Annotated in this window: 22 protein-coding genes; 4 read left to right on the forward strand and 18 right to left on the reverse strand. The window is 60.7% G+C overall.

The features are described from left to right. Positions 1-4: 4 nt before the first annotated feature. Positions 5-487, reverse strand: coding sequence for an FKBP-type peptidyl-prolyl cis-trans isomerase (locus tag CAI21_RS14750; RefSeq protein ID WP_116303053.1), 483 nt, complete (start codon positions 485-487; stop codon positions 5-7). A gap of 55 nt (positions 488-542) precedes the next feature. Between CAI21_RS14750 and CAI21_RS14755 the strand changes: the two genes are divergently transcribed. Beyond that, positions 543-1,022: a flavodoxin family protein gene (locus CAI21_RS14755; protein ID WP_258868130.1), complete on the forward strand. Its 480-nt coding sequence runs from the start codon at positions 543-545 to the stop codon at positions 1,020-1,022. Positions 1,023-1,230: 208 nt separating this feature from the next. Next, positions 1,231-1,740: a hypothetical protein gene (locus CAI21_RS14760; RefSeq protein WP_116302988.1), complete on the forward strand. Its 510-nt coding sequence runs from the start codon at positions 1,231-1,233 to the stop codon at positions 1,738-1,740. A gap of 2 nt (positions 1,741-1,742) precedes the next feature. On the opposite strand, the gene CAI21_RS14765 is transcribed toward CAI21_RS14760, so the two are convergent. The 10 genes from CAI21_RS14765 to recC are packed head-to-tail and all read right to left on the reverse strand — an operon-like array spanning position 1,743 to position 10,344. Then, positions 1,743-1,958 carry an ATP-binding domain-containing protein gene (locus tag CAI21_RS14765; protein WP_116302989.1) on the reverse strand — a complete coding sequence of 72 codons (216 nt, stop codon included), beginning with the start codon at positions 1,956-1,958 and terminating at the stop codon, positions 1,743-1,745. Then, positions 1,955-2,626 carry an exodeoxyribonuclease V subunit alpha family protein gene (locus CAI21_RS14770; protein WP_116302990.1) on the reverse strand — a complete coding sequence of 224 codons (672 nt, stop codon included), beginning with the start codon at positions 2,624-2,626 and terminating at the stop codon, positions 1,955-1,957. The genes CAI21_RS14765 and CAI21_RS14770 overlap by 4 nt, the downstream gene beginning before the upstream one ends. After that, positions 2,572-2,970 (reverse strand): AAA family ATPase, encoded by a 399-nt coding sequence (locus tag CAI21_RS14775; protein ID WP_116302991.1) that lies wholly within the window; start codon positions 2,968-2,970, stop codon positions 2,572-2,574. The genes CAI21_RS14770 and CAI21_RS14775 overlap by 55 nt, the downstream gene beginning before the upstream one ends. Positions 2,971-2,972: 2 nt before the next feature. After that, on the reverse strand, positions 2,973-3,557 hold the full coding sequence (locus CAI21_RS14780; protein WP_116302992.1) for an AAA family ATPase: 585 nt from the start codon (positions 3,555-3,557) through the stop codon (positions 2,973-2,975). Then, a complete protein-coding gene (locus CAI21_RS14785) occupies positions 3,547-4,257 on the reverse strand; it encodes a PD-(D/E)XK nuclease family protein (RefSeq protein WP_309544711.1) in 711 nt (236 codons plus the stop codon). Before CAI21_RS14785 ends, CAI21_RS14780 begins: the two co-directional genes overlap by 11 nt. Beyond that, positions 4,203-4,943 (reverse strand): 3'-5' exonuclease, encoded by a 741-nt coding sequence (locus tag CAI21_RS14790; protein WP_181919450.1) that lies wholly within the window; start codon positions 4,941-4,943, stop codon positions 4,203-4,205. Before CAI21_RS14790 ends, CAI21_RS14785 begins: the two co-directional genes overlap by 55 nt. Next, on the reverse strand, positions 4,940-6,733 hold the full coding sequence (locus CAI21_RS14795; RefSeq protein ID WP_116302995.1) for a UvrD-helicase domain-containing protein: 1,794 nt from the start codon (positions 6,731-6,733) through the stop codon (positions 4,940-4,942). Before CAI21_RS14795 ends, CAI21_RS14790 begins: the two co-directional genes overlap by 4 nt. Continuing rightward, a complete protein-coding gene (locus tag CAI21_RS14800; RefSeq protein ID WP_116302996.1) occupies positions 6,652-7,143 on the reverse strand; it encodes a UvrD-helicase domain-containing protein in 492 nt (163 codons plus the stop codon). Before CAI21_RS14800 ends, CAI21_RS14795 begins: the two co-directional genes overlap by 82 nt. Next, complete coding sequence (locus CAI21_RS14805; RefSeq protein WP_181919452.1) at positions 7,136-8,401, reverse strand: exodeoxyribonuclease V subunit gamma; 1,266 nt, start codon at positions 8,399-8,401, stop codon at positions 7,136-7,138. The genes CAI21_RS14800 and CAI21_RS14805 overlap by 8 nt, the downstream gene beginning before the upstream one ends. After that, positions 8,338-10,344 (reverse strand): exodeoxyribonuclease V subunit gamma, encoded by a 2,007-nt coding sequence (gene recC / locus CAI21_RS14810; protein WP_116302998.1) that lies wholly within the window; start codon positions 10,342-10,344, stop codon positions 8,338-8,340. Before recC ends, CAI21_RS14805 begins: the two co-directional genes overlap by 64 nt. 164 nt (positions 10,345-10,508) lie before the next feature. Between recC and CAI21_RS14815 the strand changes: the two genes are divergently transcribed. Next, entirely contained in the window at positions 10,509-11,138 is a 630-nt protein-coding gene (locus CAI21_RS14815) for a YigZ family protein (protein ID WP_116302999.1), read from the forward strand. Positions 11,139-11,171: 33 nt separating this feature from the next. After that, positions 11,172-11,540 carry a DUF6164 family protein gene (locus tag CAI21_RS14820; protein ID WP_116303000.1) on the forward strand — a complete coding sequence of 123 codons (369 nt, stop codon included), beginning with the start codon at positions 11,172-11,174 and terminating at the stop codon, positions 11,538-11,540. Between the two features lie 83 nt (positions 11,541-11,623). Here the strand turns inward: CAI21_RS14820 and CAI21_RS14825 are convergent, their stop codons facing one another. From CAI21_RS14825 to CAI21_RS14850, 7 genes are read right to left on the reverse strand one after another with little or no spacing between them, the layout of a single operon-like run. After that, the gene (locus CAI21_RS14825; RefSeq protein ID WP_147305133.1) at positions 11,624-12,052 is read right to left on the reverse strand and encodes a hypothetical protein; all 429 of its coding nucleotides are present in this window, start codon (positions 12,050-12,052) and stop codon (positions 11,624-11,626) included. Then, complete coding sequence (locus tag CAI21_RS14830; protein WP_116303002.1) at positions 11,980-12,642, reverse strand: response regulator; 663 nt, start codon at positions 12,640-12,642, stop codon at positions 11,980-11,982. Before CAI21_RS14830 ends, CAI21_RS14825 begins: the two co-directional genes overlap by 73 nt. Then, positions 12,623-12,811, reverse strand: a complete 189-nt coding sequence (locus tag CAI21_RS26055; protein WP_116303003.1) for an ATP-binding protein — start codon at positions 12,809-12,811, stop codon at positions 12,623-12,625. The genes CAI21_RS14830 and CAI21_RS26055 overlap by 20 nt, the downstream gene beginning before the upstream one ends. Further along, a complete protein-coding gene (locus CAI21_RS23240) occupies positions 12,768-12,917 on the reverse strand; it encodes a hypothetical protein (protein WP_181919453.1) in 150 nt (49 codons plus the stop codon). Before CAI21_RS23240 ends, CAI21_RS26055 begins: the two co-directional genes overlap by 44 nt. Positions 12,918-12,937: 20 nt before the next feature. Next, positions 12,938-15,688: a coiled-coil domain-containing protein gene (locus tag CAI21_RS14840; protein ID WP_116303004.1), complete on the reverse strand. Its 2,751-nt coding sequence runs from the start codon at positions 15,686-15,688 to the stop codon at positions 12,938-12,940. Then, positions 15,685-16,275 carry a condensin complex protein MksE gene (locus tag CAI21_RS14845; protein WP_116303005.1) on the reverse strand — a complete coding sequence of 197 codons (591 nt, stop codon included), beginning with the start codon at positions 16,273-16,275 and terminating at the stop codon, positions 15,685-15,687. Before CAI21_RS14845 ends, CAI21_RS14840 begins: the two co-directional genes overlap by 4 nt. Further along, positions 16,268-17,491, reverse strand: a complete 1,224-nt coding sequence (locus tag CAI21_RS14850) for a hypothetical protein (protein ID WP_116303006.1) — start codon at positions 17,489-17,491, stop codon at positions 16,268-16,270. Before CAI21_RS14850 ends, CAI21_RS14845 begins: the two co-directional genes overlap by 8 nt. Positions 17,492-17,618: the final 127 nt, after the last annotated feature.

A 17,618-nucleotide genomic window follows, 5' to 3' on the forward strand; every position in this document is an offset into this window, starting at 1 on the left:
CCGATCAATGCTGATGACCACCTTCTCCATGCGCGTGGCCGTGAGCGATTTCATCGCTACGCGCTGCGCGCACCGCCACCACCTCGACATCGAAGGTAAGCTCCTGGCCGGCTAATGGATGATTAAAATCCACCTCGGCCATGAAACGTCCTACTTTCACCACGCGAACGGCACGCGGCCCCTTATCGGTACTAACTTGCGCCACCATTCCCGGCCGCCATCGCTTTGCGCCCTGCAAATGTTTCACCGGCACCCGTTGCAGCATCCCCTCGCGGAACTCGCCATAGCCTTTCTCCGGCGGTACGGTAACCGAGAAAGTATCGCCAGCGTTACGACCGGCCATTGCCTCTTCCAAACCCGGAATAACATTGTTGTGGCCGTGCAAATAAGCCATCGGCGAGCCGCCGTGCGAAGTTTCCAGCTCAACCCCGTTGCTGTTCTTCAAGCTATAGTGGAACTGAACAACGCAATCTTTTGCGATCTCCATCAGCACATCCCCAATCTTTTTTCGGTCCTTGTACCTTCGGCCAAGGCGGTCCAATATGAAGAGCATGAGTCAAAGAAAACGTCTGCTTATCGTTGCTCATGCGCCCTCGCCAAACACCGAGCAGCTCGTAAATGCCGTGCTGCGCGGTGCTCGCCACCCTGATATAGACAACGTTGAAGCCCTTCACATTCCCCCACTGGAAGCCAATGCCGACGATGTCTTAAACGCCGACGGCATTATACTCGGCACGACCGAGAACCTCGGTTACATGAGCGGCGCGCTGAAAGACTTTTTCGATCGCATCTATTATCCCTGTTTGGAGCACACCGAGGGCCTGCCTTACGCTCTTTACGTACGTGCGGGACACGACGGCACCGGCACACGACGCGCGGTAGACACCATCGTCACCGGCCTGCGCTGGCGCGCCGCACAAGACCCGCTCATTTTACGCGGTAAGTTTGAGAATAGCTTTATCGAGCAGTGTGAAGAGCTTGGGATGTATTTGGCGGCGGGGTTAGATGCGGGGATTTTGTGATTTTTTTACGATCTTCCGAGGTACAGGTCGGTGGTTAAGGGTGGTGCGCTGCGCGCGACCACTAACCACCACCGTATAAATCCACCCCCATTCCGTGAACCACAACACAGAACCTCCCCCACCCCCATCAACAAGGTGTTAAGCCAAGCAAAATAAGCGTATTGTTTTCTTCGACACAGCGTATGACAGACCGCAGGTACGATTAACCATGGCCCGGATAACACTGAATAGAAAATGGATTACCGCCGGTTCGCTCGTCAGCTTAGCCCTGACGTTCTACATCATCTTCGGCAATCACACGTGGTTCCAAACGCGGGCGCCGTTGGAGATGGATCTCGCCGAGTTGAATGAAACCAACACCGGCGAGGCCGTTCTGGAGCGGTATCGGGCATTGGAATTACGCTGCGATGTCCAGCAAACGGCACTCGGCGCGCAGGTTTGCGGCGCATTCATCGAGTCTTTCAACGGCATCCCCGCCCGTCATGTGGCGTTCTACTTCGATGCCGTGCAAGACCTCACCGCCTGGAAACTCACCGTACCGGGCGAAAGCTATCCGACCCTGCTGGATCACCTGGAAGAACGCTTCGGACCTCCCGAACCAGGCAACCCCAACGACAGCGCCAAGGTGCAGCATATCAACGGCGGCGTGCTGGCATTGGAAGACCCGGCATTACGCCGCGAAGAGAGCGTCGTTATCTGGATTCGCGATCAGGAATAAGCTCATCGCCATAAACGCTCGGCAAGCCCGGAGCCGCGCTCGGCCGCGGCTTCGATGCCTTGCCGCAAAACACTCGCCCCACCCCACAGCTCTACATAGCTACGCGCGCGGGTGATCCCGGTGTAAATCAGATTACGATTAAGCACACGCGAGGCCTCTTCCGGCAGCACCATTAGCACGCGGGTAAATTCCGAACCCTGCGTTTTGTGCACCGTCATCGCGTACACGGTTTCATGAGCCGGCAGCCGCCCTGGGTGAAAGCGCCGGAGCGAGCCGTCGGCGCCCTGAAAAATACTCGCTTCGCGCCGCCCGCTTCCGGGTCCGGCAAGACCAAACCGATATCGCCGTTGAATAGCCGCAGGCTGTAGTCGTTCTCCGCGATCATCAACGGCCGGCCCGCGTACCAAGGCCCTTCACGTTGAATAAAGCCGCACTCGGCCAACGCGGTTTCGATCAAGGTATTCAGCCCTTCTACGCCACTACGCCCGCTACGGTGGGCGCATAGCACGCGAAACCCGGCAAAGGCTGCAAACACTTCGGCCGGCTCTCGCCCCTCCCGCACCGCTTGTAGGTAAGGGCGGTATTCGGTCACTGCGCGCGCAGGCAACGCAGCCGCCAGGGCTTTGTAATCCGGCACTCGATGCCAACCTAGCTCCGGATCGCCATCGCCCTCCAACAACGCCAGTGCGGCTTCGGCCTCGCCGTCGTTGATCAGGCGCGCCAACCGCCCGATACCGCCATCGCCCTGAAAACGCCGGCTGTGGCGCAGCAAAACAATGGCATCGGCAATCGGCGGACGCTTGTCGGCCAAAGCCGGTACCGCTTCGCCGGTTAATGCCGCCAGCGTCTCCGCCGCCGGTGCGGAAAACCCGGCTCGGCAGCGCAAATATCGCCCAGCACCGAACCCGCTCCCACCGAGGCCAACTGGTCCTTATCGCCCAGCAGAATAAGGCGCGCCCCTTGCGGCAGGGCACTAACCAGCTTTGCCATGAGCGCCAGGTCGACCATGGAGGCCTCATCGACCACCAGCACGTCTAAAGGCAGCGGATTATCCGGCCCATGCCGAAAGTGCACCGAGCCCGGACGCACGCCAAGCAAACGGTGGACGGTGGCTGCCTGCTCCGGAATCGCCGCCAAGCTAGCTTCCGGGAGCGGCAGGTGAGCTTTCGCCGCCCGAATCGACTCCTCAAGCCGTACCGCAGCCTTGCCGGTCGGGGCCGCTAGGCCGATGGCTAACGGTTTGGCCGGATTTGCCCCACCAACAAGGCAAGAATCCGCACCACCGTGTGCGTTTTACCGGTACCGGGGCCGCCGGAGACCACGCAAAACTGACGCAGCACCGCCGCGGCGGCGGCCAGTTTTTGCCAATCGACCTCCGCCCCCGGCGGCGGAAACAAGGTAGCGACATCGGCCTTTAACCGCTCTTGGTCGACCGGCATTCGCGCCTGTACGCGCGCGTTCAAGGCCTCCGCCAAGCGGCATTCGTACGCCCAGTAGCGATACAAATAAAGCCGGTTACCATCGAGAATCAACGGCGCCCACTGGCCTGGCTCGGCAACCACAGGAGACGCCAGCAGAGCCTCCCGCCACGTTGCTAACGGCGGGGTTTCGATGCCCAGTTCAGACAACGTTGTGCCGGCAACTGCGTTTAGGTCGAGGCAGGTATGGCCGTCGCGCGTCCAGCGGCTGACAAGCATCGCCGCCCATTTCACCCACTCCGACGATGCGCCGGCGAATTGGTCGAGGAGTTCGCCAAAGTGACGATCCAAAGGCAGCAGGCCATCGTCGGCTTCGGCTATTGGCAACTCAAGCGACATCGAACGCGCCCTCCCACTCGCCCGTCGCGAGATACTGATCCAGCGCTTCTATAAGCGCTTGCGGCGGCCGGTCGGCAAACACGCCGTAAGCCGGACCGTGCTCGGGCGATAAGCCCCGTAAGAACAAATAAAACACGCCGCCGATATGCGTTTCGTAGCGATAGTCCGGCAAGCGCGTACGCAGGTAGCGGTGCAAGGCAACGAGGTACACCAAGTATTGGAGGTGATAACCGTGCTCAGCCATGGCGATGCCGAGCCGTTCGCGCGCGTAATCCTCCAACCGAGCGCCTAACCAGTTGGATTTATAATCGACCAGGTAGTAACGCCCCTCCTGCTCGAAAATAAGATCGATAAATCCCTTCATGTAGCCGCGCCGGACGGCGAACTCCAAACGCCCGATTCGCTCTGGCAGACCCCATTCCGTCCCGAAGCCGAACTCATCGAGCAAACGGCGCAACATCTCAGCGCGTAATCCCGCCAGCGGATAGTAGAACTCCAACTCGTCCAGGCGCTGGTGCCGCTCGATCTGCCGCAAGCGGATGCGTCCTTCGTCGTCCAGAGCCGTATTCCGCACACCCGCCAGCATCGTCGCGACAACCGGCTCGCGCTCCGCCTCAAAGCCGTGGCGCAGCAAGGTCTCGCGAATCAACTCGGCATGCTCGGACTCCGTGAACGAGCAATGCTCCAAAATGTCGTGCAGACACGTACCGGCTCGCCCCCGCGGGGAAAACCGAAAACCCCTTCCGCGTCGGCGAACTCGATCGGCGGCTTCTCGCTCGGGGCCGGATCGTAGTCCGGCAATTCGGCTTGACTGCTATGGCGTGCCAGCGCGGAGAAGCTGGTAATCTCCCAACTGCGTCGCAGCGAGCCGGTAAAACGCCGCGCCACCAAAACCTCCCCTACCTCGGCCGCAGCGAGCAACTGCCCCGTATGCTCCGGCAACGGATCGACAGCAACCGCTCCCTCGGCCACCGCCTCCAAGGCCGCCAAGTCGGCACGCAACTCGTCGCTGGAACGGGCATTAACGTGGGCACGCAAGCGTGCCAGCGGCCCGCCCTCGCCGGCGGGCGGCGAATGCAGTAGCCACGCCATGCCCGACTCACCAACCCCGTTGCACTTGCCCCAGGCGATATAACAGCGGTGCTTGGCGCGGGTCAGAGCCACATAAGCCAAACGCAAATCCTCCGCCAGGCCTTCCTCGGCGGCAAGCTCAAGCGCCCGCTCTCGACGCGGCGAACCGAAATCGAGCACCGTCTGCCGATCCCGCTCCGGCTCGTGGTAACTCACGACCAGCTCTTCCTGAGCCTTGCCGCCGCTCCAGAGAAACGGGCAGAAGACGACCGGATACTCCAGGCCCTTCGAGGCATGAATCGTAACGATCTTCACCAGCTTATCGTCGCTTTCCAGGCGCAGCTCGGCCGCTTCGTCGGCCGCCGGCCGCGCCGGCGCTCGGCAAACCAATTCAACAAGCCTTCGATACCGTCGCCGGTAGCCGTTGCGCGGCTTTGCAGCAATTCGGCCAGATGCTGAACATTGGTCAGGCGCCGTTCGCCGTCGCGATAGCTCAATAAGCGCTCGGCAACGCCTTCCCGCCGCAGAAACAAGCGGAAGAAGCGCATAAAGCCCTGATCGCGCCACAACTGGTGGTAGTCGTGAAACCGCTCTACCCAGGCGTTCCAAGCCGTTTCGTCCTCGCCTAACGCGAGCAGCTGCGGGCCGTTTATCCCAAGCATGTCGGTCGTCATCGCCGCGCGTAGCAGCGACTCCCGCCCAGGCTCGGCAACCGCGAGTAACAACCGCTCCAGCTCGTCGGCTTCCAAGGAAAGATAAACCGTCGCTTTCGACTGCTGTACGCTGGCAACGCCGCGCCGCTGCAGCGCTAACCGCACCGCTTCCGCCTGATAATGCTTCCGCACCAAGACGGCGATGTCCCCACCTTCCAGCGCTCGCTCGCCGATACAGGCCTTGCCTTGCTGCGCAAGCTGTAACAAGCGAGCTATCTCACCGGCTACCGCCTCGACGATCTCGGCTTCGGCGCGCCCTTTGGCCCGCGCTTTCTCCCCTTTCTTGGCAGGCTCTCCGGGCAGAAACCAAAACTGTAGCGGCGGTTTAACGTTCCCGTTTTCGGTCAACGTAGGCCGTGCGCCCGGCGGGCTGTCGACCGCCTCGTAGTCAATCGCATCCAGCAAAAACGGCTGGGCGGGCCGTTGAAACACCGCATTCACCGCGGCGATCAACGGCGCGTCCGAGCGGCGGTTAGTGCTCAAGGTATAGCGTTCGGGCGCATCGTGCTTAGCCGCCAGATAGGCGAAAACATCGGCGCCACGAAAGCTATAGATCGCCTGTTTGGGGTCGCCGACAAGAAACACCGGCGCCCCGGCTTCGCGAAAAACCGTACGGAAAATCTCATATTGAACGGGGTCGGTATCCTGAAACTCGTCGATCAACGCTGCGCGGTAGCGGCGCCTTAAGCTCTCGGTTAGCGTTGCCGCCGCCGGCCCTCGCAACGCGCCGTATAGGTTTGCCAGCAAATCGTCGAAAGCCTGCACCCGTTGACGGCGTTTACGCACCGGCAGCTCGTGGCGCAAATACGCCAAGCCTTCCATAACGAAAGCGGCCAGGCGCTTGTCGTTGATCTGCTCAAAATCCCGCTGCGCCTCGTGCAGGCGCTCGCAGAGGGCGAAAAACGGATGCTGCGGCGGCTGATGACCTTTTTTCACCGAATCCGCAAGATAGCTAGTCGTAAACCGCTCGAACTCGTCGAAACAGCTGTGATCTTCCGGCGCCTCGGTAAGATAGGCCGCCATCGACTCAAGCCAGCTCGGTATTCGCTCCAAAGCATAGCGGCGCCGATTCAAGCCAGGGTCGGTCAGCAGCAGTTCCTCGACTTCGGCGCGCATCGTCTGCCAGGCTTCCCGCACATTTTCCCAGGCAACCCGCAGTTGCTCGCCGGCCACCACCGGATCGACGGGGCCTACCGGCCCGTCCAGTTCGGCATAGCTACGGCTTAAGTGCGGCGCGAGCTTGTCGGCCAGTTTCTCCGGCGTCCACTGTTTCTTTAGCAGATAGGCGATAAAAGGCGGCTCGGCCTGCGCTAGCTGTCGTCGCCAATAATCGTCGACGACTTGTTGCACCAAATCGCTTTGATCGGCCTCCAGTTCGGCTTCGAACGGCATACCGCTCTCGAATGCATGCTCGGACAAGGCCTGCTGGCAAAGCTGTGAATGGTAAAAACCGCCGCCTGATCGAATTCGACCACCGCGCGCTCCAAACGCCGGACAGCCTGCTCCGGGTCGGGGCAGCGTTCGATCAGCTCGGCGAGGAATTCTTCTTTGCTGTCGCCGGCCAGAAAGTCATTCCGTGCAGCTACTAATCGTTGGCGTATCCGCTCGCGCAATTCGGCGGTGGCCGCTTTGGTGAACGTCACCACCAGAATCTGTTCGACCGGCAAGCCGGTTTCTACCACCAGGCGCAGATACAAACCGGCGATGGTATACGTCTTACCGGTACCGGCACTGGCTTCGATTAACTTGATGCCGGCTCGAAGAATATCCGGATCATGCAGCGGATGAACGGCTTCAGACATCGTTCACCTCCTCCAACGCGGCCACCAGCGGCGCGAACACCCGTCGCCCCCACTGTTCGAACGCTTCATCGATAGGATCGCGATCCAGGAAGGCGAGCCGGCAGTAGGCTTCCTCGCACTCGCCCGCTTGATTGTGATTGCCGAACCAAGGTTTGGCCGCCGCTTTCAGTAAATCGGTTTTCTCGGCGCGCAGCGCTAAGAACAGCTCGAAACTGGAACGCGGGAAAAACGGCAGCGGCCGCTGCAACCCTTCCCAGTATCCGGTCAGCAAGTCAACCAGCAGTGCCTCCGCCTTCGCCACCGGCCGCAGTTTTAAACCGCCTTCCTCGCTCCACCAGTAGCTGACAGGCGCCACGCCTTGCGGCTGCACGACGCACAAGGCCAAATGGTTAAGCCACCAGTCCAGCAGGAATTTCGTTCGCAAGGCCCCGTAGCGATAGGAGTACCGACCTTGCGGGCTGAGATGATTAAGCGCTCCGCTGAGCCGGAACTCGCCAAGTGCCAACCGAAACGGTTGCGGCGCTAACAGCTCGCTCGGCAGAAAACGCGCCAGGCTACTAGCAAAACGCTGAGCCTTGCCCGCCTCGCGGCGCAATAAAACCTCTCCCGCTTCGCCATGCGGCAAATAGCCGGTGGCGCGGCCGAGCTCTAGCAAATCCGTTTCGCCGTGGCGCGCCGCCGCCAATAAATCCTGCCCTAGCGCCCAACGACTTAAACCGTCGAGCGCGAAAGGCTCGCGGGTATCCAAGAGCCCGTCTTTGTGATCGAAGCTCACCCCCAGCCGTTGCTTCAATAGATATTCGCAGGGATGGGCCCAGAAACGGCTCAATTGCTCCAGGCTCACATCGCGCCATTCCGCGCTCGGCTCGGGCAGAGGCTCCGGCACGAAGCTTTGCGGCTCCTGCGTACCGCGCCCGCTGACCGCGCTGGCACCGCAAAGATGCTCGGCGTAACTGAACAAGCGCACCGATTCTTCCTGCGCGGCTTGCTGGAAGTAGGCTTGACTAAACGGCTGCAGACGGTGCTGTGTCACCAAGCGGGAACGCAAAGCCCCGCCATCCTCGGCCGTCCAGCCGAGTTCGATCATATCCAGCAGTTCATCGACCAGTACCGATGGCGGTAAGGGGCTATTGTCGCGAACGCTTTGCCCGATATAGCTCAGATAAAAACACCGGCGGGCCGACAGCAGCGCTTCTAGGAACAGATAGCGGTCTTCGCCGCGCGGCGAGCGATCCCCTCGGCGAGGCTTCTGAGCCACCAGATCGAACCGGCCGGCCGGTGCTGACGCGGATACTCGCCGTCGTTCACGCCGATCAAGCAAACCACTTCGAAGGGAATGCTGCGCATCGGCACCATCGCGCAGAAGGTCACTCCGCCGCCAAGAAAACTTCCCGCCCGCCCGGCGGCCGACAACGCTCCCCGCAGATGACTCAACACGACCGCCAGCGACAACGCTTCGTCGCAACCGCCCGCCTCGACCTCGGCCCGCAGGTCCGCTAATGCTTCGCGAATAGCCTGTAGCGCGGTTTCCTCCCCCTCATCGCCGAGGAAAAAGCGCTCCAGCACCTGATTTAATGCCAACTGCCAGTCGGCGGCGCTGCGTTTGCCGGCCAGGCTGGCCGGCAAACGAAACAAGTTCTCCAGAAACTCGGCCAGGCGGCCGGCCAACTCGGCAACGCCGCCTTCGACTTCATCGAAGGGTAATGTCCCCGCAAACAAGCGCCGTTCATCGCCCGGCAACGCATAGCCGAGCAACATCCGCCGCAAGCCCGCACGCCAGCTATTCGCTTCCTCCGCCGGCAACTCCAGCTCCGCCCGGTGCGCGGCATCGACGCCCCAACGGATACCATTACGCCGGATCCAGTCATGCAAGCGCGGCAGCTCATGCTCGTCTATATCGAAGCGCCGCTGCACGGCGGGCAGCGCCAGGAGGCTGGTGACCTGATCGGCATCGAAGCGGCTTTCCACCAGTTCGAGCAGTTGCAGAAACGCCTCCGCGACCGGCTCTTCGGCCCGTAGACTACGGTCGGCGATCGTATACGGAATCCGATGCGGTTCGGCTGTCCCGAACACCGCTTCGATGTAAGGCACGTAAGCTTCGATGTCGGGCGTCATCACCACGACATCGGCCGGGGTCAAATCGGGATAACCGTCAAACAACGCCAAAAGCTGGTCGTGCAGGACTTCCAACTCCCGCATCCGGCTATGGCAATTATGTACTTGCACCGAGTTGTCGGCAGCTGCCAGCATCGTCCGCTCGCCATCCTCGCCCCGGTTGCGCAGCTCAAGTATATCCAGCTGTAAACCGCCGAGCAGGCTATCGCCGGCCGGTGGCTCGTACAAAGCCTCTTCTTCCGGCCCCTGGTCGAGCAGCAACTCGTGAAAATCGCGCCCCTGCCTCCCTAGGGAAGCCAGCAATTTATTCCCCGTCGCCAGATAAAGCGCCTCAGGGTCGGCATCGGCGGCTTGACGGTAGATCTCCCGTTCCGAGCGCAAATCGCCCCAGTAGTCCTCGGTCGGGCTGAGTAAAAAGAGATGAATCGGAATGTGGCGACCAAGCTCGGTCAACAAGGTCAGGAGCGGCGGCGGCAAATTGCTCAGGCCGAACACGGAAAGCCGCGCGGGTAGTTTATCCGCCGCCACCTCGCCGCTGCGTAATGCCGTCAAACACCGCTCCAGCAAGGCGGCGCGATGCGCACCGCCCGCTTCGGTCAAGCGCCGCCACAAGCGGGCCTGCCAGTGGTCTTCTTCACCCTGCTCCCAGGCCAAGATCCAATCCGGCCGGTAAACCAGATATTGGTCGAAAACGTCGGCTAAGCGGCGTGCCAATTCATAGCGGGCCAGCTCGTCGCCACCGTGGAGATAATGCGCTAATGGCTCGAAGCCGGGCTCTTCCTTTAGCTGCGGCAACACACTCATCAGCCGCCAGGTTAGAATATCCGGGTTGTAGACGGAGCGCTCCGGCACTTCCGCTAGCAGCGTACAGAAGAGCTCCCAGGTATAAGCCGCCGGGTAAGGAAAACGTAAGTTCGCACAGACGCCGTTGCGCTCGGCCAGACGCAGGGCCAGCCAGCGCGCCATTCCGTTGCTTTGTACCAACACGGTTTCCGGTGCTAGCGGCGAGCCGGCCGGCATTTGCGTCAGCAGGGCCAACCCGTCAGCCAGACTTTCCAGACGGTTGCTATGGTAGAGCTGGAGCATATGCGGACTACTCAAACCTGCTGCATACAGCAAAAAAACGGTTTACGGTCGATGTCGTGACTCAAGAATGCCTAGGACGCGCCCGCCGAAGGCGAGGTCTTCTACTTCTTGTACCGATGATACGCTGTGAACCGAGTTTTTTCAGCGAACCAAGAGACACGTTTATGAGCCTGGTTCCGGCACACAACCTGGAAAGGGAAATCGAGATCAAAAAGAGCCGCTTTATCGCACGTGCGGTTCCCGTCGCCGACCGCGAGCAAGCGATGGCGGCGGTGGCGCAAGCGCGCCGCGACCACCCGACCGCTCGCCACCACTGCTGGGCATACCTACTCGGGAAGCCGGAATCGGCCAGTGCCGCCATGAGCGACGACGGCGAGCCAAGCGGTACGGCCGGCAAACCGATACTGAACGTTATTCAGCACAAACGAATCGGGGACGTTATCGTGGTCGTGATTCGTTACTTCGGCGGCATCAAACTCGGTGCCGGAGGGTTGGTGCGCGCCTACGCCGGTGCCACGGAAGCCGTTTTGGCCGACCTCCCGCTGGTCGAGCACCAACCGCGCATCAGTATGCAGCTGGCGCTCGACTTTGCCCAGGAACAGGCGGTGCGTCACTGGGCAAGCGCTCACGAAGCCAGCGTCGGTGCTGTCGACTACGGCCAGCGCGTCGGCCTTTGGCTGACGCTACCGGAAACCGCCGCATCCGAACTGACGGCTTTTGCCAAGCGAACGGCATCGAGATCGTCGCCGGCGGATAAAGGTCTTTTGCCCGGCGGGCCCCTACACTATAGTTAGGCCCATCAATTGCTCAATGACGAAACAACGCCCATGGCTGCCCGACTACTGAACTTGGCCCATCTCCCCGAGGACGAGATCGCGGAGATTCGCGAGCTGCTCGAACAACACAACATCGACTTCTATGAAACCCCACCCAACCGCTGGGGCTTCAACCAAGGCGCCATCTGGCTGCACGATGCCAACCAAAAACCGGAAGCCAAGCGCTTACTGGATGAGTACCAGCGCGAACGTTTGCGCAAAGCGCGCGCCGATTACGAAGAGCGCAAACGCGCCGGTGCGGTAGAAACCATCGGCGACCGTTTTCGGCAAAACCCACTGCGCTTTGTGCTCTATATCGCCATCATCGGCGCCATTCTCTATTTAACCCTAATGCCCTTTATCCACCTGATCACCGGCTAGCAAGCGATGGTGGCCGATCGCCTTTCACTTTGCCTGCGGGAGTACTAGCTCGCGAAACCGACGATATGGCAGCCACCGCCGCCTTAATCCGCGTGAGCTGCCGCGTCGAGCCAGTCTAGATACTCCGCATAACTGGCAAGCCGCACCATACTATTCCTGATCGGGGCGCTTAAACCGAGATAGTAGCGACGATGGCCTGCAATCGCTTCCGCCGGATGCAGGTAACGCTGCCACTGGCCGAACTCAGGCCGGTAGAACCCGTCCTCCGAGGGAAAGGCCGGCACGACCTTACGCTGCTGCAACTGCTCGGCCAACTCCGACGGGCAGTTTTGATCGGTGGCAATCTCCCACTGCGCTTGCATATCCTCTTCGGTGGCCACCACCAGCCGTCGTATCTCGCCCTCCGCCGTCAAGCAAACAAAACCGGTCGGCTCCGTGGTTAGATAATACTCGACCAGCGCCTGGCGCCGGAGTAAATCCTGAAAGTACGCCTGAAAGGCAGGGTCAAGCAAAAGCCGGCCGGCTCCGCTTGCAGGGTACGCGCCATAAATCGAGAGGTGGCACGCAGATACTCGTGCTGTAGCTCGCGGACGGTGGCGTTGATAAGCGCAGGCGCATTGTCGGCATTCTTGCGGATAAAGCGGTCGATCAGACCTTCGTTAAACGCCTGCACGGCAACTTTCTCGTCGACCACCCCGGTGAACAGTACCTTTTTCACTTTCGACGCGCGCAAGCGCCGGCAGAACTCCAAGCCGTCCATTCCCGGCATATCGTAGTCCACCAGCACCACCGACACTTCGCGAAAACGATCCGGGTTGGAAACCTCCCGCTCTAGACGGGATACGTCGCAGCGAATCAGATGCTCGCACCTCGCCGCATCCTTACCCTCGTAAGACAGCGAGAAGCACCGCCGGTACAGCGGTTCGCGCTGCTCCGACTCGGCCAGGAAATCCAGCGCCAGGCTAGGCGAGCTGAACAGGCGGTAAGCAAGGTCGTCGTCCAGCTCCAGGCTGATCTTGGCAAGAAAATCCGCATCGTCGTCCACCAAGGCAACCGTGGTAGGAAAATGATACGGCAGCACATCATCCGTTTTGCTCGACATCGGCGACCCTCGGCAAAGTCAAAGTAAACTCGGTGTATTCGCCATAAACCGATCGGCAAGCGATGTTACCACCCAGAGTCTGCATCACCATCTTCGAGAACGACAAACCGACACCCGCGCCCTGCTCAGCGCTCAAGCTCGGAGGGTTTAAGACGCGGCTTACCCGCATTCATCAGCAGCATATCGATCATGCAGGTGGAATAACGCGCTTCGCGGTCGACCCGCTCCAATAACCCGCGCAACAGATCGAGATGCGCCTGCCGTACCCGCTTCACCGGCAACCCTTCGCGGCGCGTTAAGCCTCGGCGACTTCCTCGCGGCTGATTTCGATGCGGTGCTCCGGACCGACCACGAGTCGCCCGTTACTGCCTGGGCGCAGCTCGTAAATGACTTCCGCCGCATCCATCTCCGTGGGGCTGGCGAGAATCGGCACGAAATTCAACGAACGGGCCAAATCCACGATCCGCCTTGCATTGCGCTCGTCCAGCGCGGAAACCTCGTCCAGGTAAAACGGCAGCGATACCTCCTGCCGACTCTGGAATAAACCGCGCAGTAGCAACACAAACAGTACGACTTTGATGGTGATGGTCGTCCCGTTACTCTCGACGCCCTCAAGCTGGTGGTACAGATCTTCCCGCCCGTCCTGCCGTACCACCCAGAAGGAAACGGTAAACAAATCGGTCAGCGACAAGGCGGCCTGTTGGCGTAAAATCTCGCCGATCCGCTCCTGCGCCTCTAGCAAGGACAGCGTGTTGCCCTCGCCGAAGCTTAACATGCCCTGCTCCGCCGTCTGCTCCGCCAACACCTCCAAGGGCACCAGGCGATCTCGCTCGGCATTAATCTCCACCCGCAGCTCGCGCAAGTTGGAAATCGGCGTGCTGCCGATTTGCTGGTTCAACTGCGCGACGCGCCGCTTCAAGGCCTCAAGCCCGTCAATCAAGCGCTTGATTTCATGGCTGATATGCTTAACCAAGCCCTGCCAATCTTCCTGCACCGACTGGCGCCAGGCTTCCGCCGCTTCCAAACGCTCGGCAAGGGCGGCAAGAGTGGCCGCCTCGTCGTCGAAATCGCCCATGAACTGCTCGTGGTACGGGCTTTCCCGCAGCAAGCGCAGGCCGTTGTGAATGTTCTGCGTCAACTGCATCTCGTCGAGCAGCGCCTGCTTCAAAGCCGCTTCGGCCGACTCCAACGTCTCCGGCAGATCGCCCTCGCCGTTCGGCTGCCAGTCGAACATTTCCCGCCGCCGCTGACACAGTTGATCGATTTCCTGGTTACGGCGATTTAAAGCCGTCAGGCGGCCCTCATGCTCTTTCACCGCCGCACCCAGCTCGGCGCGGTGTGCAAAGGCTTGATTGCGTTGCGCCTCCAGTGCCTCAATGGCCGCCTTAATCGCGGCTTCCTGCTCGCGCAAGCCCTCTAACTGCTCCTGCCACTGCGGCGCCTGCGCTAAATCGGCCTGCAAGGCTTCGTACTGGCGTAACTGTTCCGCCTCGACGTCGATGCCCGCTTCCAACTCAGCCACTTCCTGCTCCAGCGCTTCTCGCCGCTCCGCCGCTTCCAGCGCTTCGCGATCCCGCTGCACGGCCTGCTCCAGCTCGGCGATTTCCTCACGGATAATCGCCGGATCGCTATAGCGGGCAAGATCGGGCGCTTCCAGATCGGTGAGCGAAACACTCAACACCTCGTCGCTGTAACGCTCCGCTTCGATGCGCGCTGCCAGCGCCTCGACACGAGCAGTCAGCGCCGCCTCATCGTGCAGCTCCAGCGCTCCGTCGGTAACGCTTTGCCCCAGCAGATCGGGGTTGGCGAGGGTAAACACGCGAGCGAGCGTTGCATCGTCGAAACGCTGCCGCAAGCGGCTCGCGAGCGTCGAGCTGACCTGGTTTAAACGTTTCTCCGACTCGGCCAAACGCCGCTCGTTCTGCGTCAAGCGGCGGCCGACACTGGCCGCGCCTTCGCGCTTGCCCACGGCAATTTGTTCCCGCAACTGCAAGGCTCGCGACTTCATATTGGCAAGCTCTTGCTTGACCAGCTCGACGACAAAGTGCTTAAAGCGCTCCCGCCGCTCGGCAAGCCCGGCCAGATCTTTCTCCACCGGCCCGAGTTGCCGGCCGATTTCGGTCAGCCGACCCTGCTGAGCGGTAATCTCCCCGCCCAAGCTCTCGATACGTTCGCCCACGGCAGCCAGCTCGGCCTCACGCTCGGCGATACGCTCATATAACAAGCCGCGCGCTTCTTTGTACTTATCGACGTAGCGCTCCCACAACAGCGGCACCCGCCCGCGCACCGCCTGCCGCCGCCGCTCGTCTTCCAGCACCGTGAGCACCTGCGGCCGGGCGGCCTCAAATTGGCGCAGACTCTCGCTGCGTTTGCGCAGTTTGTCGTAAACGCCGGCATAGTCGCGATACAGGTCGATGCGCGGCACCGGGATTTCGTCCCGGTTCACCTCAATCAAGAGGTCCTTGAACTCGGCCTGGGTCATTCGCTCCAGATTGATCAAATAGCCGAATAACTGAATAAAGTGCTCGTACTGCTTCGCCTCGCGCACCGGCACGATACCGAGCTTGGGCAGTTCGCGCCGATTACCGACGCCGGTGAGCACCTGGCGGTATTCGTTCGGCTCCAGCTTACGGACATTACGCTCGGCCAGCGCCGCCTTAATAAGCTTCGGATCGCGAATCTGCTTGCCGTCGAGAAAGTCCTCCGGGCGGTATTCGCCGTCGAACACCCAGCGCTCGAAGTCGTAGCCCTGCATCTTGCCCAAACCGCGGATAGCTACCGTCTTGATACCTTCCGAGGTCATGCACTCGAAGATGACGAACGAGCGATCCGTCGTGAAGTAAAAGCGTCGCGTCTCCTCGCGGCTTTTAGAAAAACTCCACTTGGTTTGGCGGTCGATGTAGAGAAATTGCAGGGTCGCGATCAGGCTGGTTTTCCCTGCGTTGTTATGCGCCACTAAGTGCCCCGAACGCCAGAGATCGATCTCGGCGTAGTCGTACACCCCGCTATGGATCAGAATCAAACGCAGCGGCCCGTTGATCGTCATGCTTCATCCTCCTCGGCCAACTGCGCCTCGATCGCTTCCACATCGGCTTCCCGATCCGCCTGGTCGGCCGCTTCGGCGACTTTCAGGCAATGGTCGAGGAAGCGATAGGCCGGCGCGAGGTACTGAAACCGCTCCCCTTCGAGCTTTCGCACGAACCCAAAACGCTCCAGGCTGTTGACGATACTCGCCAAACCCTCCCGCGTCAGCTCGATGTCGAGCTGTTTGAGGTAGCCGATATAGCGCTCGCGCTGCAAATGCGGCAATTGATCCAGCACCCAGCTGCGCTCGAAAAATTCGCTCTCGACGTTATCCACTTCTTCCGCCAGCGCTTCGACAATAATGAAGGTAAATACCGCCAGCTTGCGCACCTGCGGAGTCAGCGGCTGATCGGTCTGCCCCTCGAAGTAGTAAAACCCGCGGGAATCGGACACCAGCCGAAAACCCAGGTGTCGAAACAAGTCGACAAAGGCGCGCTCATGCTCGCGCAGCGCCTGATAAAGATTGCCGCTATCGGCGGTAATATGCCCGCCCCGCGCCAGGCGCGGAAAAATCTGCTCGAGATGGGGCAAGGCGAAGGGGCTATCCATGTGCAGCCTCCTTTTCTAGGTTGATCTTCCAGGGCACCGCCTTGAAGACGGTTTGGCCGTGTCGGTATTCGCGCGGCGCGGTTTTCGGCTCGCTATTCAAATACCGCACCACATCGCCAAAGCAGCGCAGCACCTCGGCGGTACTGGCATCTTCCAAACGCTGTAGCAGCCAGTCGAGCGCGTCCTCCACCGGCGCTTCGGCCGCCAATTCCTTGCGGATCGCCGCCGGGCTGATCCGCTCCCGCCGGGCCGCCGTGTCCGCCTCGCCGAGCTTGATTTCCTCGGCCGCATCGTGCTGCGACACTTCCCATAAGTAGGCTTCCAGCTGAACTTGGTTAAACTCGGCCTCACGCCGAAACACCGGAATCGCGAACTGCTCGACCAGCGCCAACGCCGTCACGCCCTGGCGGCCGACCTGCTCTAACAACAGGCTCGCGCCTCGCGCTAGCCGGCTTTGCCGCTGGTAATGCTGATGCAGCGGTTGCAGCTCGTTCATCGCCTCAAAAAAGTGCTGCGCGATCATACCGCGCATGCGGTTAAGGCGCTTGCGCGTCTGCATAAACCGCTGTTCCACCAAGGCATGCCCCTGCGCGGCCGCCTCGCCGCGCAACAACACCGCGTTGAGCGCATCGAACTGATGCTGAATCGGCTGCGTGGTATCGATGAGTACGCGCATCGGCACCAAAAAGCGCTCCCACAAGCGCAGAATCGTGTCATAGCGCTCTTTTAACGGCGTTTGTCCGTGATTGGCCCGATGCCGCATGACTTCGTTAACAATCGCTTGCTGGTTACCGGCAACGTCCTGACGGATCTGCTCGATCTTGCGCGCAGTTTCGTCGAGCAACGGCAAACTGCCGCTCAAGCGGCCGGCTTCGATCAAGCCATCGATCTCCTGCCGCAGGCCTTCCAGCTCCGTCACGTAACCCTGAATCTGCTGCACCGACGTCAGGTGATGCTCGCGCCGCACCCAACGCAGAAAATCGGCGACCGGCAGCGGCACTTCCAAGCCGGAGCCGTCCGGTAGACGCTCCAGCAAACCGTACTCCAGCAACTGGCCGGCCAAGTACTCGGTCTGCGGCGTATGCTCGGTGCGGTGCCGCTCGATCAAGTTCACCAGTTCCGGCTCATGCAAATCATCCGCCGCCAGGAGATCCTCCAACAAGCGGTAATGCTCGGCCACAAACCGAAAGAACGACTGGGGATTGCGAACTGCCATTAACGACTACTTATAACTGTGTGGGAACAGAAGAATATCTAATGTTAACGAATACTGCAGTTTCTCGCTGCGCGGACTTCCGTGTTCGTGATCGGCTTGACTCCACCGCCCCGGCCTAACACCATCG

It is taken from the genome of Alkalilimnicola ehrlichii (assembly GCF_003399765.1).
GTDB lineage: Bacteria > Pseudomonadota > Gammaproteobacteria > Nitrococcales > AK92 > AK92.

Excerpts from the sequence above, each read along its gene's own strand:
- CAI21_RS14750 (WP_116303053.1), bottom strand. The coding sequence starts at position 487 with ATGGAGATCGCAAAAGATTGCGTTGTTCAGTTCCACTATAGCTTGAAG.
- CAI21_RS14755 (WP_258868130.1), top strand. The coding sequence starts at position 543 with ATGAAGAGCATGAGTCAAAGAAAACGTCTGCTTATCGTTGCTCATGCG.
- CAI21_RS14760 (WP_116302988.1), top strand. The coding sequence starts at position 1,231 with ATGGCCCGGATAACACTGAATAGAAAATGGATTACCGCCGGTTCGCTC.
- CAI21_RS14765 (WP_116302989.1), bottom strand. The coding sequence starts at position 1,958 with ATGACGGTGCACAAAACGCAGGGTTCGGAATTTACCCGCGTGCTAATG.
- CAI21_RS14780 (WP_116302992.1), bottom strand. The coding sequence starts at position 3,557 with ATGTCGCTTGAGTTGCCAATAGCCGAAGCCGACGATGGCCTGCTGCCT.
- CAI21_RS14795 (WP_116302995.1), bottom strand. The coding sequence starts at position 6,733 with ATGCCGTTCGAAGCCGAACTGGAGGCCGATCAAAGCGATTTGGTGCAA.
- CAI21_RS14800 (WP_116302996.1), bottom strand. The coding sequence starts at position 7,143 with ATGTCTGAAGCCGTTCATCCGCTGCATGATCCGGATATTCTTCGAGCC.
- recC (WP_116302998.1), bottom strand. The coding sequence starts at position 10,344 with ATGCTCCAGCTCTACCATAGCAACCGTCTGGAAAGTCTGGCTGACGGG.
- CAI21_RS14815 (WP_116302999.1), top strand. The coding sequence starts at position 10,509 with ATGAGCCTGGTTCCGGCACACAACCTGGAAAGGGAAATCGAGATCAAA.
- CAI21_RS14820 (WP_116303000.1), top strand. The coding sequence starts at position 11,172 with ATGGCTGCCCGACTACTGAACTTGGCCCATCTCCCCGAGGACGAGATC.
- CAI21_RS14830 (WP_116303002.1), bottom strand. The coding sequence starts at position 12,642 with ATGTCGAGCAAAACGGATGATGTGCTGCCGTATCATTTTCCTACCACG.
- CAI21_RS26055 (WP_116303003.1), bottom strand. The coding sequence starts at position 12,811 with ATGCGGGTAAGCCGCGTCTTAAACCCTCCGAGCTTGAGCGCTGAGCAG.
- CAI21_RS14840 (WP_116303004.1), bottom strand. The coding sequence starts at position 15,688 with ATGACGATCAACGGGCCGCTGCGTTTGATTCTGATCCATAGCGGGGTG.
- CAI21_RS14845 (WP_116303005.1), bottom strand. The coding sequence starts at position 16,275 with ATGGATAGCCCCTTCGCCTTGCCCCATCTCGAGCAGATTTTTCCGCGC.
- CAI21_RS14850 (WP_116303006.1), bottom strand. The coding sequence starts at position 17,491 with ATGGCAGTTCGCAATCCCCAGTCGTTCTTTCGGTTTGTGGCCGAGCAT.